Annotated in this window: 26 protein-coding genes; 20 read left to right on the top strand and 6 right to left on the bottom strand. The window is 47.0% G+C overall.

Annotated features, from left to right (window positions below; all coding sequences use genetic code 11):
• Positions 1 to 453 precede the first annotated feature (453 nt).
• Together AB7D94_RS11500 and AB7D94_RS11495 are read right to left on the bottom strand one after the other, a co-directional pair.
• On the bottom strand, positions 454 to 729 hold the full coding sequence (locus AB7D94_RS11500) for a DUF4282 domain-containing protein (RefSeq protein WP_420266024.1): 276 nt from the start codon (positions 727 to 729) through the stop codon (positions 454 to 456).
• A 395-nt stretch (positions 730 to 1124) separates the two neighbouring features.
• The gene (locus tag AB7D94_RS11495) at positions 1125 to 1577 is read right to left on the bottom strand and encodes a helix-turn-helix domain-containing protein (RefSeq protein ID WP_420266023.1); all 453 of its coding nucleotides are present in this window, start codon (positions 1575 to 1577) and stop codon (positions 1125 to 1127) included.
• Positions 1578 to 1605: 28 nt separating this feature from the next.
• Here AB7D94_RS11495 and AB7D94_RS11490 point away from each other — a divergent pair, with 28 nt between their 5' ends.
• The 18 genes from AB7D94_RS11490 to AB7D94_RS11405 all read left to right on the top strand — a co-directional run bounded on the left by AB7D94_RS11490 (position 1606) and on the right by AB7D94_RS11405 (position 11885).
• Positions 1606 to 1863, top strand: a complete 258-nt coding sequence (locus tag AB7D94_RS11490; protein WP_420266022.1) for a hypothetical protein — start codon at positions 1606 to 1608, stop codon at positions 1861 to 1863.
• 296 nt (positions 1864 to 2159) lie between these two features.
• Positions 2160 to 2318, top strand: coding sequence for a hypothetical protein (locus tag AB7D94_RS11485; protein ID WP_420266021.1), 159 nt, complete (start codon positions 2160 to 2162; stop codon positions 2316 to 2318).
• Positions 2319 to 2388: 70 nt separating this feature from the next.
• Positions 2389 to 2577 carry a hypothetical protein gene (locus AB7D94_RS11480; RefSeq protein ID WP_420266020.1) on the top strand — a complete coding sequence of 63 codons (189 nt, stop codon included), beginning with the start codon at positions 2389 to 2391 and terminating at the stop codon, positions 2575 to 2577.
• A 140-nt stretch (positions 2578 to 2717) separates the two neighbouring features.
• Entirely contained in the window at positions 2718 to 3050 is a 333-nt protein-coding gene (locus tag AB7D94_RS11475) for a hypothetical protein (RefSeq protein ID WP_420266019.1), read from the top strand.
• Between the two features lie 192 nt (positions 3051 to 3242).
• Positions 3243 to 3923, top strand: coding sequence for a hypothetical protein (locus AB7D94_RS11470; RefSeq protein ID WP_420266018.1), 681 nt, complete (start codon positions 3243 to 3245; stop codon positions 3921 to 3923).
• Positions 3920 to 5851, top strand: coding sequence for a Mu transposase C-terminal domain-containing protein (locus AB7D94_RS11465; RefSeq protein WP_420266017.1), 1932 nt, complete (start codon positions 3920 to 3922; stop codon positions 5849 to 5851). Before AB7D94_RS11470 ends, AB7D94_RS11465 begins: the two co-directional genes overlap by 4 nt.
• Before the next feature lie 63 nt (positions 5852 to 5914).
• Positions 5915 to 6619: an AAA family ATPase gene (locus AB7D94_RS11460; protein ID WP_420266016.1), complete on the top strand. Its 705-nt coding sequence runs from the start codon at positions 5915 to 5917 to the stop codon at positions 6617 to 6619.
• A 40-nt stretch (positions 6620 to 6659) separates the two neighbouring features.
• Positions 6660 to 7043, top strand: a complete 384-nt coding sequence (locus tag AB7D94_RS11455) for a hypothetical protein (protein WP_420266015.1) — start codon at positions 6660 to 6662, stop codon at positions 7041 to 7043.
• Complete coding sequence (locus AB7D94_RS11450) at positions 7036 to 7359, top strand: hypothetical protein (RefSeq protein ID WP_420266014.1); 324 nt, start codon at positions 7036 to 7038, stop codon at positions 7357 to 7359. Before AB7D94_RS11455 ends, AB7D94_RS11450 begins: the two co-directional genes overlap by 8 nt.
• Positions 7360 to 7373: 14 nt before the next feature.
• Positions 7374 to 7916 carry a phage protein GemA/Gp16 family protein gene (locus AB7D94_RS11445; RefSeq protein WP_420266013.1) on the top strand — a complete coding sequence of 181 codons (543 nt, stop codon included), beginning with the start codon at positions 7374 to 7376 and terminating at the stop codon, positions 7914 to 7916.
• Positions 7917 to 8056: 140 nt separating this feature from the next.
• Positions 8057 to 8290 carry a hypothetical protein gene (locus AB7D94_RS11440; protein WP_420266012.1) on the top strand — a complete coding sequence of 78 codons (234 nt, stop codon included), beginning with the start codon at positions 8057 to 8059 and terminating at the stop codon, positions 8288 to 8290.
• Positions 8271 to 8798, top strand: a complete 528-nt coding sequence (locus AB7D94_RS11435) for a hypothetical protein (RefSeq protein ID WP_420266011.1) — start codon at positions 8271 to 8273, stop codon at positions 8796 to 8798. The genes AB7D94_RS11440 and AB7D94_RS11435 overlap by 20 nt, the downstream gene beginning before the upstream one ends.
• Before the next feature lie 11 nt (positions 8799 to 8809).
• Complete coding sequence (locus AB7D94_RS11430) at positions 8810 to 9106, top strand: hypothetical protein (RefSeq protein ID WP_420266010.1); 297 nt, start codon at positions 8810 to 8812, stop codon at positions 9104 to 9106.
• Complete coding sequence (locus AB7D94_RS11425; protein ID WP_420266009.1) at positions 9103 to 10044, top strand: DNA cytosine methyltransferase; 942 nt, start codon at positions 9103 to 9105, stop codon at positions 10042 to 10044. Before AB7D94_RS11430 ends, AB7D94_RS11425 begins: the two co-directional genes overlap by 4 nt.
• A complete protein-coding gene (locus tag AB7D94_RS11420) occupies positions 10034 to 10498 on the top strand; it encodes a hypothetical protein (protein WP_420266008.1) in 465 nt (154 codons plus the stop codon). The genes AB7D94_RS11425 and AB7D94_RS11420 overlap by 11 nt, the downstream gene beginning before the upstream one ends.
• Entirely contained in the window at positions 10479 to 11153 is a 675-nt protein-coding gene (zapE, locus tag AB7D94_RS11415) for an AFG1/ZapE family ATPase (protein ID WP_420266007.1), read from the top strand. The genes AB7D94_RS11420 and zapE overlap by 20 nt, the downstream gene beginning before the upstream one ends.
• Before the next feature lie 9 nt (positions 11154 to 11162).
• Entirely contained in the window at positions 11163 to 11450 is a 288-nt protein-coding gene (locus AB7D94_RS11410; protein ID WP_420266006.1) for a hypothetical protein, read from the top strand.
• Positions 11451 to 11477: 27 nt separating this feature from the next.
• Positions 11478 to 11885: an ASCH domain-containing protein gene (locus AB7D94_RS11405; RefSeq protein ID WP_420266005.1), complete on the top strand. Its 408-nt coding sequence runs from the start codon at positions 11478 to 11480 to the stop codon at positions 11883 to 11885.
• On the opposite strand, the gene AB7D94_RS11400 is transcribed toward AB7D94_RS11405, so the two are convergent.
• The 4 genes from AB7D94_RS11400 to AB7D94_RS11385 form a co-directional block, all read right to left on the bottom strand.
• A complete protein-coding gene (locus tag AB7D94_RS11400) occupies positions 11880 to 12419 on the bottom strand; it encodes a phage virion morphogenesis protein (protein ID WP_420266004.1) in 540 nt (179 codons plus the stop codon). The genes AB7D94_RS11405 and AB7D94_RS11400 overlap by 6 nt on opposite strands.
• Positions 12420 to 12509: 90 nt before the next feature.
• A complete protein-coding gene (locus AB7D94_RS11395) occupies positions 12510 to 13685 on the bottom strand; it encodes a phage minor head protein (RefSeq protein ID WP_420266003.1) in 1176 nt (391 codons plus the stop codon).
• On the bottom strand, positions 13672 to 15183 hold the full coding sequence (locus AB7D94_RS11390) for a DUF935 domain-containing protein (protein WP_420266002.1): 1512 nt from the start codon (positions 15181 to 15183) through the stop codon (positions 13672 to 13674). Before AB7D94_RS11390 ends, AB7D94_RS11395 begins: the two co-directional genes overlap by 14 nt.
• Positions 15183 to 16328 carry a phage terminase large subunit family protein gene (locus AB7D94_RS11385; protein WP_420266001.1) on the bottom strand — a complete coding sequence of 382 codons (1146 nt, stop codon included), beginning with the start codon at positions 16326 to 16328 and terminating at the stop codon, positions 15183 to 15185. Before AB7D94_RS11385 ends, AB7D94_RS11390 begins: the two co-directional genes overlap by 1 nt.
• Positions 16329 to 16360: 32 nt before the next feature.
• Here AB7D94_RS11385 and AB7D94_RS11380 point away from each other — a divergent pair, with 32 nt between their 5' ends.
• Both AB7D94_RS11380 and AB7D94_RS11375 read left to right on the top strand, forming a co-directional pair.
• Positions 16361 to 16591, top strand: coding sequence for a head decoration protein (locus AB7D94_RS11380; RefSeq protein WP_420266025.1), 231 nt, complete (start codon positions 16361 to 16363; stop codon positions 16589 to 16591).
• Positions 16591 to 17226 carry a major capsid protein gene (locus tag AB7D94_RS11375; protein WP_420266000.1) on the top strand — a complete coding sequence of 212 codons (636 nt, stop codon included), beginning with the start codon at positions 16591 to 16593 and terminating at the stop codon, positions 17224 to 17226. Before AB7D94_RS11380 ends, AB7D94_RS11375 begins: the two co-directional genes overlap by 1 nt.
• The last annotated feature ends 56 nt before the right edge of the window (positions 17227 to 17282 follow it).

The following is a 17282-nucleotide window of genomic DNA, read 5'->3' as shown; positions in this document are numbered from 1 at the left end:
AAACGGGCTGGAACCTTATAAATATTTACGCTATATCTTTGAACGGCTGCCATAGGCCAGGACTGAAGACGATTATAAATGCCTGCTGCCGCAATATGTCGATAGGGGGTACTTTTGCCGATAACCCAGCGGGTGTAGTTATTTAGACGCTTACAAAGTATTGATTAGGAAATTCAACTGCTCACTGCTGCTTTCCTTGAATAGTCATTATATATTATCAGGCAGTTTTGCAATTCATGTTTTGGGCTGATTTCAGCGTAAGCACTTGTATTTAATAGACAATATCGGGCTTCGTAGCTATCAGGCGGTTTTGCAAAAAAGTATCGGAAATGCTTTTTTTTTACCGTTTAACGGCCTTTTTATGACTAAGTCAAGGATTTTTCTTAGTCAAAGCGTCAAAAGTTTGACACTATGGGGAATGTCGGCGGGAGGGGCATGGATAGAATGGTCACCCTATTTTTTAGTCGTTTCCTCAAGCATAATCATTCGTTTCTCTATTGATGATAGAATGTCATGCACACTAAAGGGCATAATCAAAAACTCACAGAGTATCCGCCAAATCAAATTGAAAATAATCATTGCTGATATTGTTGTAAACCAATTTGACAAATAACCCTTTGGAAATAATACTGCCGATACACAGCCTAATATACTGATTATAACCCCTAAGATATATAGCAATTTTATCAGAGCTGTGCTGACCATATCCCTGAATGATATGAAGCCCATGAAGCCATGGTCAACTACAAATGGATTTTCCCTTATCTTAGGCTGCGGCAGCTTTATATCCCGTATAGCAAATTTCTGCTGTTCCGGTTGCTCTTTTGACTGGTTTAAGGGAGGTTCTATCGTCTCTGGTTGATTTAACTGCTGCCGCCTATCCGGCTTAACTTTGTCAGCCCCACATTTCGTACACTCGACATATATAGAACTTACCTTCGCCCCACACTTCCCACGCCATAGTCCTGACCTCCCGTCATTTTACTCAACCTTAACAAAAACAATTATACGTTGTCAACATTTTTGTGGTTATGTATCAAGATATTTTATTATGATTAAGGCCGTAACTGATAGTTATAAATACATATTACAATATTATGTTACGTAAAGGTAACATCGGTTGGCTACGCTAAATTGTCTTTAGCCCCAATGCCATCATCTTGGCCTTCAACTCCTGCGGATTGCTTTTTTAAGAGCCAGTCCTTAAACTGTGGAAATGTAAGGGGAAATTGTACTTTTAACCATCCTTTCTCATCTTCTGTTGCGTTTCCCCAAAACTCGTCTATCCATTCTTTTATGGTTTCTTTCGGGATGTCTTCGATAGGAATAGGGTGATCAGTTCCGGGCTTATACATTCCTCCTTTGCCGGTCAGGAGCCAATCTATATTTATCGGATACAGATATGCTATTGCTAGTAATATAATTTTGGTAGGTTTATACTTACCAGATTCAAGCTCACTCAAAAAACCTTGCGAAACACCTAACTCACTTGCAAATTCCTTTTGTGAGAGTCTGTATTTTTTCCTTACAAGTTTAATTCTATAAAAAATATCTGCATCTAATATTTTACTTGACATTATATCGGTATCCGATTATGCTATAGGCATGTGTAATAAAAAGGACATAAAAAAACTGCTGATTGACAAGGAGATCGCTGGCTCACAGATAGCAAAACGCATTGGTGTTACCAGGGGCGCTGTGTGGAATACGATAAACAGAGTCCCAAAATTCAACTCCAAGCGTGTACGCAAGGGTATTGCTGATTGTCTTGCCATGCCGTATGACCTCCTGTGGGGTGTTAACCCCGCCTCTAACTGTACTGATGATAGTTTAGCCGATTGCGGGAGGCGTGTCAATGACTAAGTTGAGAAATGATTTGTCGGAAGGCAACACCCCGTCCATTGATGGCGGGATAATTAATAGAAAGGAACACCAAGACGTAAGGAGGGTAGTATGGCGAAGATAATAGTATATAGGGATGCTAACGGATTGCTTTTCCAATGCGCTAATTCGGATACAAACCGTAGGGTATTTGGGATAACTGAAGACATGATCGTGTGCTATCGCGATGAGCCGATACCACACTCACCCGCACAACGTTAATAGGGCAACAACCCGTCCATAGAGGCACGGGATAACGAATAGAAAGGAGACATAACATGGCAGAAGACACAGAAAACACCACCACCCAAGCCCCTGAAGACACAACCGGCGCAGGAGAATTGCCAGCCGCAGACGCACCCGGCACCGTAAAAGAGGAAACACCGGGAGATGACGACGGTGATGACCCAGTTGACGATCCCGCTGTAGGGGACTGATGTCCAGAGTAACAATAATAACCACGGGCGGCCTGAAGTCAGGTCGCCTTACAAAACGGAGGCAGAGCCAATGATAAATGACTTATTAAGCATATTTGAGCCAGTCATTGCTCTGTTGCGGTTCTTTTTTGTAGTAATTGGCATTATAGTGTTTCTTTTTGTTGCTAAAATTCTTTGGATTTCAACTTTAATCGTACTCTATTATTTAGGGTTTATCGAAATGGAAGGCGAAGACAACAAGGCCGATGTCAATGACTAAAAAGACCGCAAATACAACAATGCCGCTGTTTCAGTGGTTTTGAAGAGCAGCAAAGACGCGAGACATTCGGCGTCCCCAAGGGCAGCCTTGATGTCGATAAAGAGCTGAAGGCGGCCATTGCGGACGATATCAAACATGCCGTGGACGAACGGGGCCTTGAATTATCTCGCGCCGCCGTAGCCGCGCGAATGACCGACCTCACGGGCGACGAAATAACGTTGTCAAATCTGAATAACTGGACGGCCGTAAGCCATCCTCACTCGATGCCGTCAAAATACCTGTCTGCCTTTGTCCTTGCCACAAATCAAAGGCGGGCAATTGAGACTATAAGTCGCAAATGCGGCCTGTTCGCCCTGCCGGGTGAGGAGGCTCTGAGGGCGGCATGGCAACGGCTTGACGAAAAAGAGAAAGAAATAAGGGCAGAGAAAAACAAACATTTAACATTACTCAAAGTCGTGGTGGAGAAAGAATGATTTATGCCATTAATGACAACAAACTTAATAGATTATATTTGTACGTGTTGTTGTCGCATATAAAACATAATGATTGTTGCCATTAATGGCAAAACTTAAGGAAGGCTTTATGCTGGCAAGCAAAGAAACTGACCTTGTAACTACAAAGAGATGTTAACTCCATATGGGTTAAGCCAACCCTATGATTTAAGTTTGCGAATCAAGCAAGGCAAATGGCTGTTACAGCAAGAAATACAAGTACGCTTCCCATTAGGCTGCATCTTACTCGAAATTAAAGAGAAGGAATCGCATAAAAAGTTTGTATCAATTCTTTCTGAAGAGTTCGGCGGGATGTCAGAACGGTATGCCTATAAATACATGGTATTTACAAAAAAGTGTATCGAACTTCCCAAGCTCCGACAATTTGCTGAGTCGAATTGGTCAAAAGCAGTATCTCTCCTTGAGAGCTGCTCTGACGAGTCCATTAAAGAAATCGAGGAAAAGGGCATAAACGGTAAGGCTCTTGAGGAATATGACGGGATGTCTATCAATGAATTCAAGTCACTCATCAAAAAATTAAAGAAACGCGGCGATAATCCTGAAGCACAGGGTCTCAAAGCTGAAAATGATATGCTCAAACAGGCCATCGAAGGCTATAAACTTATGGTTCCCAACGGCCCTGACGCCTCTTGGGCGTCGAATATGCTCACGGAAATCGAGAATACATTCATGCGTCTTGACGGTTATCTGTCATCAATAGCCTTTGACGCACGGATTATCGGTGATGATAACCTGCAAGCCCAGGTTGTCGGTCTGCACGCCCGCATGATGGATCGCTTCTGGCGATTTGAGCAGCGCTGGGAAGATTATACGGGGCAAAAGATAGAACAATGACAAATACCGAAATTATAGAAATCACAAAGCGGCAAAAGCCGGTCTCTCGGGCCGGTGGTAGTGCGCGTGTGACCAGGCGGGAGTTGCCAGCTCCCGCCGCCTCCTCTAATTGCAATAGCCCTGGGGCCCGTCAAATCGCGCTCGCCCGCTTTGATTTACTCACGACATGGCAAAAATACAGGGCAGAGGCCAAAGGCGGCCGCAGCGATGCAGATATAAAATTTCTTGCCATATATTCGTCAGGCTTAATCCTGCCCCACGTTAAAGAGATAATTGGCAAGGTCAGCCTTCGTACACTCTACGGCTGGGCAAAACTTCTGAATGACAGCGTAAACTCCGGTGATTGGCAAAATCTGCTGCCGGGCTGGTCATACGGTGAGGGCGAACCTGGTCTTACGCCGGACGAAAAAGCGGTTTTTCAGCGGCAGCTCCTGCATTCGGGAAAAATCAACATCGGTACGGCAACCAATATTACAAAATATTATCTAAATGATAAAGGCATTTCGTCGCCGTCAGCGCCTATAAAATTCCGGCGCTGGGCAGAATGGTTTAAAAAGAATAATTACGACATCTGGGTACTGTCCCGCGAGGGCGAAAAGGCATTGAAAGACAAGGTTGAGAGATATATCATTCGTGATGTCTCAGTGCTTGAGGTCGGCGACGTGTTCATTGCCGACGGCCACACGCTTAATTTCCAGGTCATACACCCGTTTACCGGCAAGCCCTGCAGAGCCACGCTGGTCGGCTATCTGGACTGGAAATCATATGACCTCGTGGGTTATGAGATCATGTGTGAGGAAAATACACAGTGTATCGCCTCGGCGATGAGAAACGCGATAATCCGCTTTGGCCGCACCCCAAAGGTCTCATATCAGGATAACGGCAAGGCATTCAGGGCAAGGTTTTTTAACGGCTCTAAAGATTTCAACGAGTCAGGCCTAACGGGATTGTTTCAGCGCTTGAGTATCAAGCCGGTCTACGCGCAGCCCTATAACGCGCGGGCAAAATTGATCGGGAGATTTTTCGGGGAATTTACAGAATCATTCGAAAAATTAACGCCAAGCTATATCGGTAATTCAATAGCGAATAAACCGGCGCATCTCATGCGAAATGAAAAGTTTCATAAAGCCTTGCACAAAAGCTACATACCGACAATAGATGAGGCCGTGCAGATGATAGAATCGTGGCTCAAGTACCACCGCGCCAAACCCTGCCCGCACGTCAAGGGCAAGACAATCGGCGAGGTTTTCAACGCTGGCCGCGGCATGGGCGTCAATCTGGCCGACCTCGATGATTTGATGATGGACTCTGCAATCAGGCAAATCGGCCGTCAGGGCATCAGATTTTTAAATGCCGATTACTACAATGAGGAACTATACGGCCTGACTAAACAAGCAATTATAAAATACAGCCTTAGTGACCTTAGTTACGTTAAGGTTTACAGGCCGGAGGGTACATATCTCGGCATAGCGCAGCGGTATGACGCAATACATCCAATGGCGGCCGCACTCGGAGATGTCGCGGACATGGCAGAGTTGAAATTCCGCCTTACCCAACAGCGCAGCCTCAGCAAGGCAACGCGTCAGGCAGTCCGCGGTATAATCTCCGGCGGCAAGGATATTAAGCCAGGCTGGGACGGCGATATAGCCAATCGCCCGGCAATATCATATCAGCCTGTTAAGCATCTTGGCGATTTCGGTGACAGAGCTATCCCTGATGAGGCAGTCATGGCGGAGGATTATCTTACCGACACTACGGAGACACAAGTGGCGCCGTCTGTGAGGCCGGACTTTGACGAGGCTCACGAGCGGTATGTATGGCATCTGAAATATGGATTCCAAACCGAAGAAGACATGGTATTCAGGAAGGATTTTGAGAGCTCGGATACTTACGATATGTTGTTTAGATATTTTGAAAAACAAGGTTAGAAAAGGAAAGGGCTGCCCCGTAAGCAGCCCCATCACAATCGTAAAGCTGAGGGAGTATACCAAATGCGAAAACTTTTTGCAAGGACAAAAAATGTAATGGATTTTACTGCCGCAATGACCAGCCTTCACTCAAGACAAACAGGAATACCCGGCATGGCGCTGGTCTATGGAGAGCCGGGACTTGGCAAGACGCAAACGATAATGTGGTGGATAGGCCAGAACGACGGCGTCTTTATACGCACGAAAAAATTAATGACCGGCCGGTGGCTGCTTGAGGATATCGTTGCAGAGCTGGGGCAGTCTCCAGCGAACCGCATATCGGACTTATTCCGCCAGTGCATAGATATGCTCATGGACAGGCCGCGGACAATATTTGTTGATGAGGTAGATTATCTTGCCCACGACAGCCGCGTCATTGAGACACTGCGGGACATCCACGACCAGACTGATACGCCCATAGTCTTTATCGGCATGGGCGAGGCCCGTAAAAAGATGGAGAAATATAAACATCTATACGACCGGTTTTCGGTGGTTTTGGAGTTTACGCCGCTATCCCGTGAGGACGTCTCAGGCATCATTGAACAAATGTGCGAGGTCAGGGTTAACGCGGAGGCCGCGGCTTATGTCCACAAAGACGCAAACCGGTTTCGCAAGTTAATACTCTGGATATACAGAATGGAAGGTTACGCCAAGAATAACTCAAAAAAAGAAATTGACCTAAATGATGTACAAGCGATATTCAAAAAGGTTGAAAAACGTGAAAAATAATCAGCGAAAAAACACTGCTCGCTTGCGCGTTTGGCGAATCATGCGTATAGGGAAGCTGTTCACAGTGAATGAAATAACCATTATGGCAGAGGCCGGACGTGGCAATATCAAACACTGGCTCTACTGCCTTGAACAGGCCGGATATATCAGGAAAGTCGGGACAAAAAAATCTGATTCGGGAATAGGCAAGGAGAATGTCTATCGGCTCGTAAAAAATACGGGGCTGGAGGCTCCTATCCAAAAAGATATGGGCTTTTTGTATGACCCGAACACGAAGGAATACTGGGCAAAAGATGAGTCGAGACTGCCAACACCCGAAGCTGAAGAGATAGAAAAAGACGAAGTCCCATACATGAATCTCAAAGTCAATAGTATTGAAGAGTTAAAGAAAAAATGGAAGCGCCCCGGAGGTAAAAATGCCTGATATGTGGAAAGAGATATTACGCCGCGAGGTAACAGAGAAAGGCTCAAAGGCGGTTGGGATAGAGCTGGGGTATTCGCGGTCGGTCGTTGACCTCGTGTTGCGCGGCACATATAACGGGAATCTCGCTAACGTAGAGGCGCGCGTGATGAGCATATACGGCAACAACGGGCAGGTTATCTGTCCGATCAAAGGCGGTATCTCACCGGCCAAGTGTATTGAGACATGGCAAATGGCTAAGGCCATCGGCATGAAGGCAAGCAACCCTGAAACTCTCAGGCTCTACAAGGCGTGTGAGAAATGCGCGGTAAGAAAGTAATCAGGAGGTCAAATATGGCGAAAAACTGTAACGCATGTAAAAAAGGCTCATTCGACGAAACAAAAATAACCGCCGGGCAGATTAAGAAGATTAAGACACTTCAGCACCGCGTTGGAGTTGATGACGCCGTATATGAGTGGTTGGTAAAGGAATACAGCGGCGGTAGGACGAGTTCCTGCACGGGTATGGATTACTCCGAGGCAGGGAGGTTAATTGACCACCTTGAATGGCTGGCGCTGAATCTGACAAATAATTGGGAAAAGAGGCATTCAGACTGCAGTAAATATGAGTGTCTCGGCAAGCGTGGCGACGAGATGGCCACACCGGCGCAACTGCGCATGATTGAGTGTATGTGGAAGGAACGCAGCTATGTGGCGTCGAAAGACAAGGAAAAGATGTTGCGGCGTTTTCTTGGGCGCTTTGGAGTATCGGACATACTCTTTTTGACAAAGGAGGATATCCGAAAGGTGAAGAAAGCCCTTGATCATATGCCAGTACTAACGGCGGTATCGGCCACAAGGAGGAGGAAACAATATGCTCTGCGTGTACAGGCATGAAAGGGACATCGGCACATTTGAATGTTTACGGGCGGACAGATGGAAAAAGGAATGCGGCGGTTTGCAATCCTTAAAATGTGAGTTAACAAGCCTTTTAAAGGCCTATAAAAAGGGGTTGCTGCCCCTATGGAGGTGTCTAAATGGAAACTGTCACAGGATTCGACCCAATAAAGTCATATGAGAAGGAGTTTTTCGAGATGTTTGACGAGCTTGTCGCCGAGGCTGCCGAACTGTCAGAGGATGCACAATCTGAAGAGCATAAGAAGGCCTGGGCCATGATAACGTTAAAACTTTTGGCACTACTGGATATGGCGGTAAAAATCGGGTATAAGCTGGAGGGTATAGGAGGTCTGGATGACACTCGGAGAAATTGAAAGGCTGACAAAGGAGTATGCTGATGCTTGGAAGTTGCTGAAGGAAAGAATTGAAGACCTTGAACTTGAAAAAGAGGCCGCGGTAAGAAGAAACATATACGGCATTAAAGATGCCTTGGGAAGAGTAACAGACAAGAGGGGTACGCTGGGTGCGGCAATATTGTCTGCGCCGGAGCTATTTGAAAACCCGCGTACAATAACTATGTATGGGATAAAAGTAGGACTGCAAAAGTCGAAGGGCACACTGGAAATCGATGATATGGACAAGACAATCCGGTTGATCATGAGGCACCTGCCGGAACAGGCCGCGGTATTGATTAACGTAAAGGAGACAGCGTCTAAAGATGCGCTCCTGAACTTGAGCGCCACTGAACTGAAGAAAATCGGTGCGAGAATAACAGATACGACCGATAAGCTAGTGCTTAAAGCGACCGATACCGATACCGAAAAACTCGTCAAAGCCTTCCTTAAAGAAGACAAGATGGCAGACGAGCAGGAAGCGGCATAGGGAAGCATTGAGTGGACTGGCTGAACGACATCGAATATGAAGACCTGCTATACGGGGACGTCAAACTCATATTCGATTTCTGCGGACTTGAGGTATTGAAATCGCTCTGGGAGAACCTGTCAGGGATGACACTGTATCTCTCAGAGCGCAGCCTTAATGAAATGAAAAAACGCTATATATTAAAAAAGAAAAGAGAGCCTGGTTTTAACGTAAAACAGATTGCCCTAAAGCTGGGAGTTACTGAGGGGTTTGTTTATGGGGTATTGCGTAGTGATGACATAGACGAAAGGCAGGGCAAATTATTTTGAACCTTACAACAGGACATATATGTTGCGGGGCCGGTGGTGATATCCTGGGCGCTAAACTTGCTGGAGCAAGGCCGCAGTGGGGATTTGACCTAAACGCTGCGGCCGTACACACTGCACAGGCGAATCATCCCGACGTATTGATACATCATGCAGATATGCGAAGCATCCAATCTCACGAATTAAGCCCTGTAGACATGATTATCTGCGGGATACCATGCCAGCCATTTACGTCAATCGGCAAGCGGCAGAAGGAACTCGACACCAGGGACATTACGCTTCCGCTAATCGAACAAATAATTGGTCTCAAGCCCAAATATCTGCTATTTGAAAACGTCCGTGAATACAGGAGCAGTGAAAGTTTCCAAGCATTGAACGAAGGCTTATCAATGTACGATATAAATTGGCAGGTTATTAATTATGCGGATTACGGCATCCCTCAGAGGCGGCTGCGGTTATTTGGCTTAGGCAAATTAAGGGGTGGGATCGCGTTGCAACATCCTAAGCCGACGCACACGGAATCGCCGGACATTTTTATCCGGCTGTCCCCGTGGGTTAATTTCGGCAATATCAGAGACGGTGCCGATATGCGGCCTATGAGCGCCAAAGCCATAAACGGTGTTTTTTCCAGACGATTTGACAAGCAAGAGAGTCATAAATTTTTCAGTTTCCAGCTTGTTGAAGACACTAAGCTATGTCCAACAATATTAGGGTCTATGTGTTCTGGTTCGGGATGTCATACCAACATAGTAATCGTCTATGATGCTGGACGGTTGAGGCATCTGTCGTTCCTTGAGGCACGGAGGGCACAAGGATTTCCCGACGATTATATGTTTTGCGGCAATAATAAGGCCAACTGGTTGATGGTGGCAAACGCGATACCGCCAAGTATTGCCAAAATATACATAGAGAGTATAGCACAGATAAATAGTGGATATTGAAGATTATAAATTAGAAGACCTGCCAAACGAGGATCTCCGGCTCGTTGCTGAAAACTGTGGTCTTGAGACGGCGATTAAGCTGCTGACATTTATGCCAGGGCGAACGATACATGTACTTGTCACATCAGACGGCGCTAAGCCGGGTGATCTATTACTCTTATGGAATGAATATGCGGCAAAGGCTGGCCTATGTTTTGCGAATAAGATGACAGCACCGCGAATGCGCAACTGCCGTGCCCGCCTGAAAGAGCGCAGACTTGACGAATGGGAAGAGGTATTCAAAAAAATAATCGCAAACCCGTTTCTAACAGGCAAGAATAAGGACGGCTGGCGGGCGTCATTTGATTGGATTATAAAAAACGATAACAACTCACAAAAGGTGCTGGACGGCTTTTATGACAGGAAAAAAGCAGGCCATGCAACAGGGAGCGCATATGACAAATACAGGAAATAAATGCAAATACGGCCTATGCGACGGCAGCGGCTGGGTGTGGGTGACGCCCGTGGGCGGCCGTGAACATCTCAGATATTGCAAATGCCATTATGAGGCAGAAAAACAAAAGCGATTTGAGACGTTATTAAAAGAATCGCAAATCAACGACATGCGACATATGACATTTGAAAGTTATAAGCCGCAGCACCAGACACAGTGGCGGGCATACGAGCAAATCCACGCCGCTCACAAGGGATATTACCTGTTCGGGCCGTACGGAGTCGGCAAGACGCACCTCATGGCGGCAACGGTCATCAGGGCGATAGGAAAAGAGATAGTATCAGTCATAATCACAGTCCCAAAGCTGCTGGATAGCCTCCGGCGTTTTGGAGACAAGGACACTCTGGCAATAGAGACGCTGGCCTACGAGGCGGATTACCTTGCCCTTGATGATATGGGCAAGCATAAGGTTACGGACTGGACAGAGGAGCGGCTGTTTATGCTCATAGACGAACGGTACAAAAGATTCGTATCGCGCAAAATCCACACAAGCGTATCATCAAACCTGCCGCCGGAGCAGCTCTCAAACACGATAGACCCCGCGATTGCTGACAGGATTCGGGGGATGTGCGCGGAGGTGTTTGTCGATGGGAAGTCATATAGGATAAGGCAATAGGAGGTACTAATGATTCGAGAGCGGGTAGAAAAGGAGTGGGAGCCTGGGGTATTATTTTATAAAGAAAGCAAATATACTTCTGAACCCGTAGCAGGAGAACCAATAGGAATAAAGATAGGGAATATGCGTTTAGTTAGAGATTTAAGGAATACGAAGAAGTTTCTGTCATATGAAAGCGATGTCACGAGTATCTGGCAATCAACATGGCATGATGGTGGTTATTATGGTGTATTTGTATCTAATGGCGTGAGGAATATAACAGAAAAAGGTTTTAATGAATTGCTAAGGTCAGAATAAGTGGGTGTTACGACGGGCAGTATTAAGGTGACTAAAAGGCATATATTAATCTCAATAAAGCCGGAATATGCAAAGATGATATTCGATGGGACGAAGACAGTTGAGTTAAGGCGTAAATTCCCAAAACTTGAAAGAAGATGTTTAGCGTTTGTCTATGCCACTGCTCCTGTGAAGGCATTAATAGGCGTCTGTCAAATTGAAAAAGTTATAAGTGCTCCCCCGGAAGAGCTGTGGTGGAAGGTTGGCAAACAAGCAGGGATAACATACGATGAATACAATAAATATTTTTCTGGGGCTTCAGAGGCTTATGGGATATTCTTTTCCGTGACAACCTTGTTTCCTGAACCAATTCCATTGCATGAGGTATGGGTAGATATTAAAGCACCGCAGAGCTACAGATATATAAACAGCAAATTACTCCGTGAGACATCATAAAGCCCCATACTTCGCTATACTCTCCATGATAGTCTGAATATCCTCATCAGTAAGTTTAAAAAACGGCCTCGCGGTGATATCCATCTTTCTTGAAAAAGCCTTCACATTGGCGGTACCGATTAGTTTTTTCCTTTTGAGTACCTTGCCTGATTTGCCTTTAGTGGTGAAGATCCTGCGCGTGTGGGCCTTGACAGCGACAGATCCTTTAAATCCGAACTGCTGTACCGCGGCGTATCTTTTGTTTGTAGTGACAGCGGCGTAATTCCTGCCGCTTTTGGGTTGGATGCTTGAGAAAAGGCCGCCTGCCGTGCGGTTTAACATTGTGCCTGTATGGCCTTTTTTAGCGAGGGCGGCAAGAGTTGATGGCTGTAAGGACGCCCATTTAGGACGCCCCTCTTCGGCAAAATTCTTTTGGACAGAGCGCATTAAATCACCTGAAAGCGTGGCCATCAAGGGCGACAGGTTAGACATTCGGCTATGGAGTGCCAGAAGTTTAGTTTTTATATTATCATCTTTTATTTCGATTCTTATCATATTATGTTATAATTTAGTAAAGGCTTCGGCGACGCGGTGATAATCTCCCGGCCGTAGGACGTCCTCAAAGGATGGCTCGCTATGTGGGGTTCAATGGGAGGCCCCACCCGAAGTCTTTAAATCATCTTTTATAATTTTTGTTCCCTGTTTGCGCTTTAATCTTCCAACTTCTCTTTCAACATCGTCAACCCTTCTAAATGAAGTAAGAAAGAGTGTTTCTCCGCTTGCGGTAGCCTTCACCACGGCATTGTAATACCGATCGTTAATCTTGATAAATACAAGCGTAAGTTCGCCGTCCTGAATAATAACATCAGCGTCCGAGGATATGATGTCAGGTATTTTGGAATACTCCTCCTCGGTCAATTCGGGGTGATTTGCTTTATTTTTGGCAAGGCTCTCATCTGACAAAAGAACGACCTGGCTTGTCGCGCCTATGCTATTTTTATATTCCTCTGAAAGAACGGCCACAGGGAAATTGCCCTTTGTCAGGCCATCGTAAAAGGCGTTGAAATCCGGCCCCGTCAGGCCGTCTTCTACATAGAGCTTGGCAATGTCGTAAGGGTATTGATCTAAGTCCGGCTCCCACGCATCTTTCCCCGGATTATAGTCCCACCCGTAGTCAGGCTGAACATTGCGATAAGGAGAATCCTTTGTCTCTGCCTGAAGCCCCTCTTCTTTCATATCCTTGGAACTTAGACCAAAGACTTCGCATCGGCACCGGAAACCGTTTGGGGGAAAGTGTGTGTCCCAGAAGGGATCATCATACCGAAAGACCTTGCCGTTGAGGGCTTTATGGGCCGGGCGTGTTTTCTGATCCATGACTGCAACATATTGCCAGTACGGCCGGTTTGCAACGTCCTTCATCAGGGCTTTATATCTGCCCGCCATGTATGCGACCTGTAGATTGGTGCGGTAGATGGTTTCAAGTCGGCGCGTTGAGCCAAGCTGTACGGTTTTGATGCCGTCTTCAGTGGCTATCTCCTGTTTGCCCCACCAGCCCTTAGCCCTCAACTTCGGCTCAAGTTCTGCCTGGAACTCCTCAAAGGTCATGCCTGTTTTAAGCGCCTTCTCGACCGCGTCCCTGATGTCTTTCAGGATGTCAAGGCGCATGACCTTCGCCACGGTGAAGGCTTTCGTGTGTGCCTCACGCAGGGCCTCGTGCCAGTCCCATGTAATTTTATAGCCCTTCTTTTGGAAATACTCGATTGCGTACTCAGGTGGAAGGCCGATTGCGTAAGAGAGGTCAATGTCTTCAGGATTTGGCATTGAGCCGTCCCCAAGTATCGGCTATAAAGTATACCATCGTCAGCATATTAATGAGGTTGTCAGTGTCCATATGAGGAAACATTTCCGCAAGGGTGTCGAGGATATCATTGTAAGACTTTTTATTGTGAATCATATTGATAATAGGCTTTAATGCGTCTTCGGCCTGCGCCTGCAAATCAGTCGGCGAGAGCTTGACATTGTCAATAGCCGCTTGCTCTGGGGAAATGTCAGCCGCCGCCTGTGCGAACATGGCTGGTGGCGCTGCATTCGGTGTCGGTGCGGGGGCTGTCCCCTCTTGTATATCTTCGTCCTCAAGCCCGTAGTTCTTTTGGTAATATTTTTTCGAGAGCTGAAGCCCTGACAGCGTCATCGAGGCGGTGAGATTTTTGTCTCTTTCGGCCAGGGACTGGTCAACATCCTCTTCTGCCCACAGGGTAAACTCAGGGACTTCCTTGCTTGCGAAATTAATCTCGATAATCCACTTTATGAGGGTGTTAAACGCCTTTATCACGAGCCTCTTATCTGCCATTACGATGTCGCCGCGAACTTCCATATGCGTCTGCGAGGCGCTGTAGCTGCCCGTACTGCCCATCTCCGTGGTCAGCGTCTGTCCCAAGATTGCCTTTGAGATTTCGTCGTTGAGGAATTTGATTAAATCCACATACAGAGTTGACGACGCGCCGCCTTTCACGAGGCCGCTCTGAATATCCACAGACGAATCATCTGGAATAACCGCCACGGCGTCCTGAACCATCGCGTCAAGCATGTTGGCAAGCCTCTCGGTATCTTCTTTTGAAGTGCTTCGCGGCTGCTTGCCAATGATAAACGGCATACCATATTTTTCAGCAAAGACCGCCCAGAATTTAATGCTCCCCTTTTTGAAAACCACCGGCCAGAAACAGCGCGATAGCTCCGGGAATCCATACGGGTTTTCGTAGGTCGGTTCGTGCTGGACGAGTATGAATTTTCTGTCGGGCAGTATAAAACCGTTGAAATTATCCCGCGTCCTCAGCATCAGATTATTTTCCATATCGAAAACGAACCAGTTCTGGGGTTTTCCTAAGACATCTTGCGGCACAATAAACCCGTTTTCGTCCTGTGTCCAAATCACCTCAAGGGCTTGATAGCCAAACAATACGGCATTGAGGATTTCTGACATAATCCGCTCGACATCGAGATTTTTCAAGACGCCGTCAATGAATTTGGCCTGCCGGGACATCTTTGATTTGCCGTAATCTATGCCCCAAAGCAGAGATTTCACGCCGGACTTGCGGCTTTTGACACACGCGCCCACGTGGGCGTCAACCAGCAGCTCGTTATATGCGGTGATATTCTTTCCCTGGCGGAGTAATATCGGGTCGGGATTTGGCAGGTACATTGACCACGTATAAAAATCAATCGCCCCTCGCCGCGTGGCTATTTCGGGGAATATGGGCGGCAATTGCGCCGCCGCAAAATTATAAATCTCTTGTCCCTTTTTTGATTTGCTTCTTTTCATTAGTCATATCCTCTAAAAAATTTCGTCGTTTCTCTTTTGCGTCGCGTGGCCACGTTTATAGGGCCGCTTGAGGCGTCAGCGGCGGCGTATCGCGCAAGCGCACATGCCCAAAATCTGTCGGCATGGCCGCGTGCCTCAGATGCCGCAACGTCAAACCGGACTGCACCGGCGGTTGTCGTAACCTTCCTGATGGAGTGGAAATCCTCGCGAACTTCAAAATCGTCGGGGATATAAAACTGCCTGTCTTCCATGTCGTTGCGAAGGCCGTATGCCAAATCCTCTTTGATTTTGGCTGAAAACGTGACGGCCTCAACGCGGTATTTCCCGAAGGCAAGCTGTGCCTCTTCAGCAAGCTGCATCCCAATGCCGGTGGCGTCAATACAAGCCCGCCGGAGTGTGGGGAGTTTTAATATCTCGAATAATATTGCGCGCTGCATATGAAACGGCGTCTTCTCAATGACTTTAACCATGCGCGTGTATTTGATATTTTCAATCTTTTCGATACACCAGATAACAGTTAAATCTTTTTTGCGCCCTATGTCCATGCCGATAAACAGGCCGTCCTTGATTTCGGCAAGGGGCCTTATAATATCACCGAGTGTGCACTTCTCAAGTATTTCGTAAGTGAGAAACGCCGAGGCCTCGTCCACCGGAATACAGCAGTATTCCTGCAGCCAAGTGTTTTCGTCGAAGCAGCTTGCACGCTGATCGGCAAGCCATGCGTCGCGCTCTTCTTGTGTGGTGGGTCGTTTATATATCTTATCAACAAGCCCCTGTTCAACGGCCGTATGAATCGTCGTCGTGTGGAGAGACCACTTGAGCCGACCCTTTTTTGTGGATTCGATAAACTTATAATACCGGCAATTCGTGCCGTTGTGGGTGCTCAATACCCGCAGGGGATATCCCCACGTGATACATGGCTTTGCAGCCGCCCATAGTCTTTCCTGGTCTTCGTGCCACGCGAACTCATCGAGGACAACCTTGCCGCCTTTGGAGCGAAATGCCTTGGGGTTGGAGCTGATCGCGTGGATTCTCGTGCCGTTGGCAAATTTTACAACAAATGCCTTTATATCTTTTTCGGAATCGAGAACGACCTGACCAAGATATTTCGCTGCCTTATCGAAGAGTTTAGCCCACTGTTGCATCAGACGCGGCCGCTCACGTACTCGGTACAGTACTGGGCCGCGTAACGGCCACGGGCAAATATAAGTCTTATCACTCAGGCAACAGCGATGGGACAGAAGTGCCCAGGGCGATACTTGCAAGGGACGTCAATAGCCCGGCAGGCAACGCCAAGGTAACGGCATATGTCCACGGCGAGTTTAACGCCAACGCGTTGACGGGGCTTGACACCGCCGCAACGCTGAAATTCCTGGAATTTGGAATATATATCAAGGAGGTTAAGTAATGCCATTTGCACTGGAAGAGCTTTTTAATTGGCGCGCCCTGACAGAATCCTTAAACCTGATTGTGCCGCCTAAGAGTTTCGTACTCGATATGATATTTGGTCAGCAGGAAACACATCCAACAAACACGATAGACATAGACATACTCGTCGGGAATAAGAGACTTGCCCCGTTTGTATCGCCTGTGGAAGGCGGTGTGGTAGTCAGAAAACTTGGTGCCCAAATCCGCACAGTAAAAACGCCCCGCATCAGAATGAAGACACCGCTGACGGCCGACGAGCTGCTACTGGTGAGATCAGCGGGCAGCAATTTATACATACCGGGCGGCGGCAACGTAACCGACGCGAGAAATCAGAGGATAGCAAGGGAGCAGCAAAATCTCAAAGACCTGATTACGCGCCGGCAGGAATTTATGGCATGTAAGGCCATCTCAGGCGGGATAATCGTAAACCAGGAAAACATCTCGTTTAACATTGACTACCTCATGCCGGATAGCAACAAGCCGACACTTACCGGTTCGGATAAGTGGGATGACTCCAGCTCCACACCGTTGACTGATATTCGTGCGTGGAAAACGTTGATAAACCTGAAAAAAGCAGTTCACTTCAATATAATGAGGGAAATCTGTACAGCCTGATAGAAAAGTAAGCGTCTAAATAACTACACCCGTTGATTTCCCTGCGAGGGCATCCC

The organism is Candidatus Magnetominusculus dajiuhuensis, from assembly GCF_046044395.1.
GTDB classification, from domain to species: domain Bacteria; phylum Nitrospirota; class Thermodesulfovibrionia; order Thermodesulfovibrionales; family Magnetobacteriaceae; genus Magnetominusculus; species Magnetominusculus dajiuhuensis.
The sequence above is the reverse complement of the archived record's forward strand: the minus strand, read 5'-3'. Positions and strand labels throughout refer to the sequence as shown.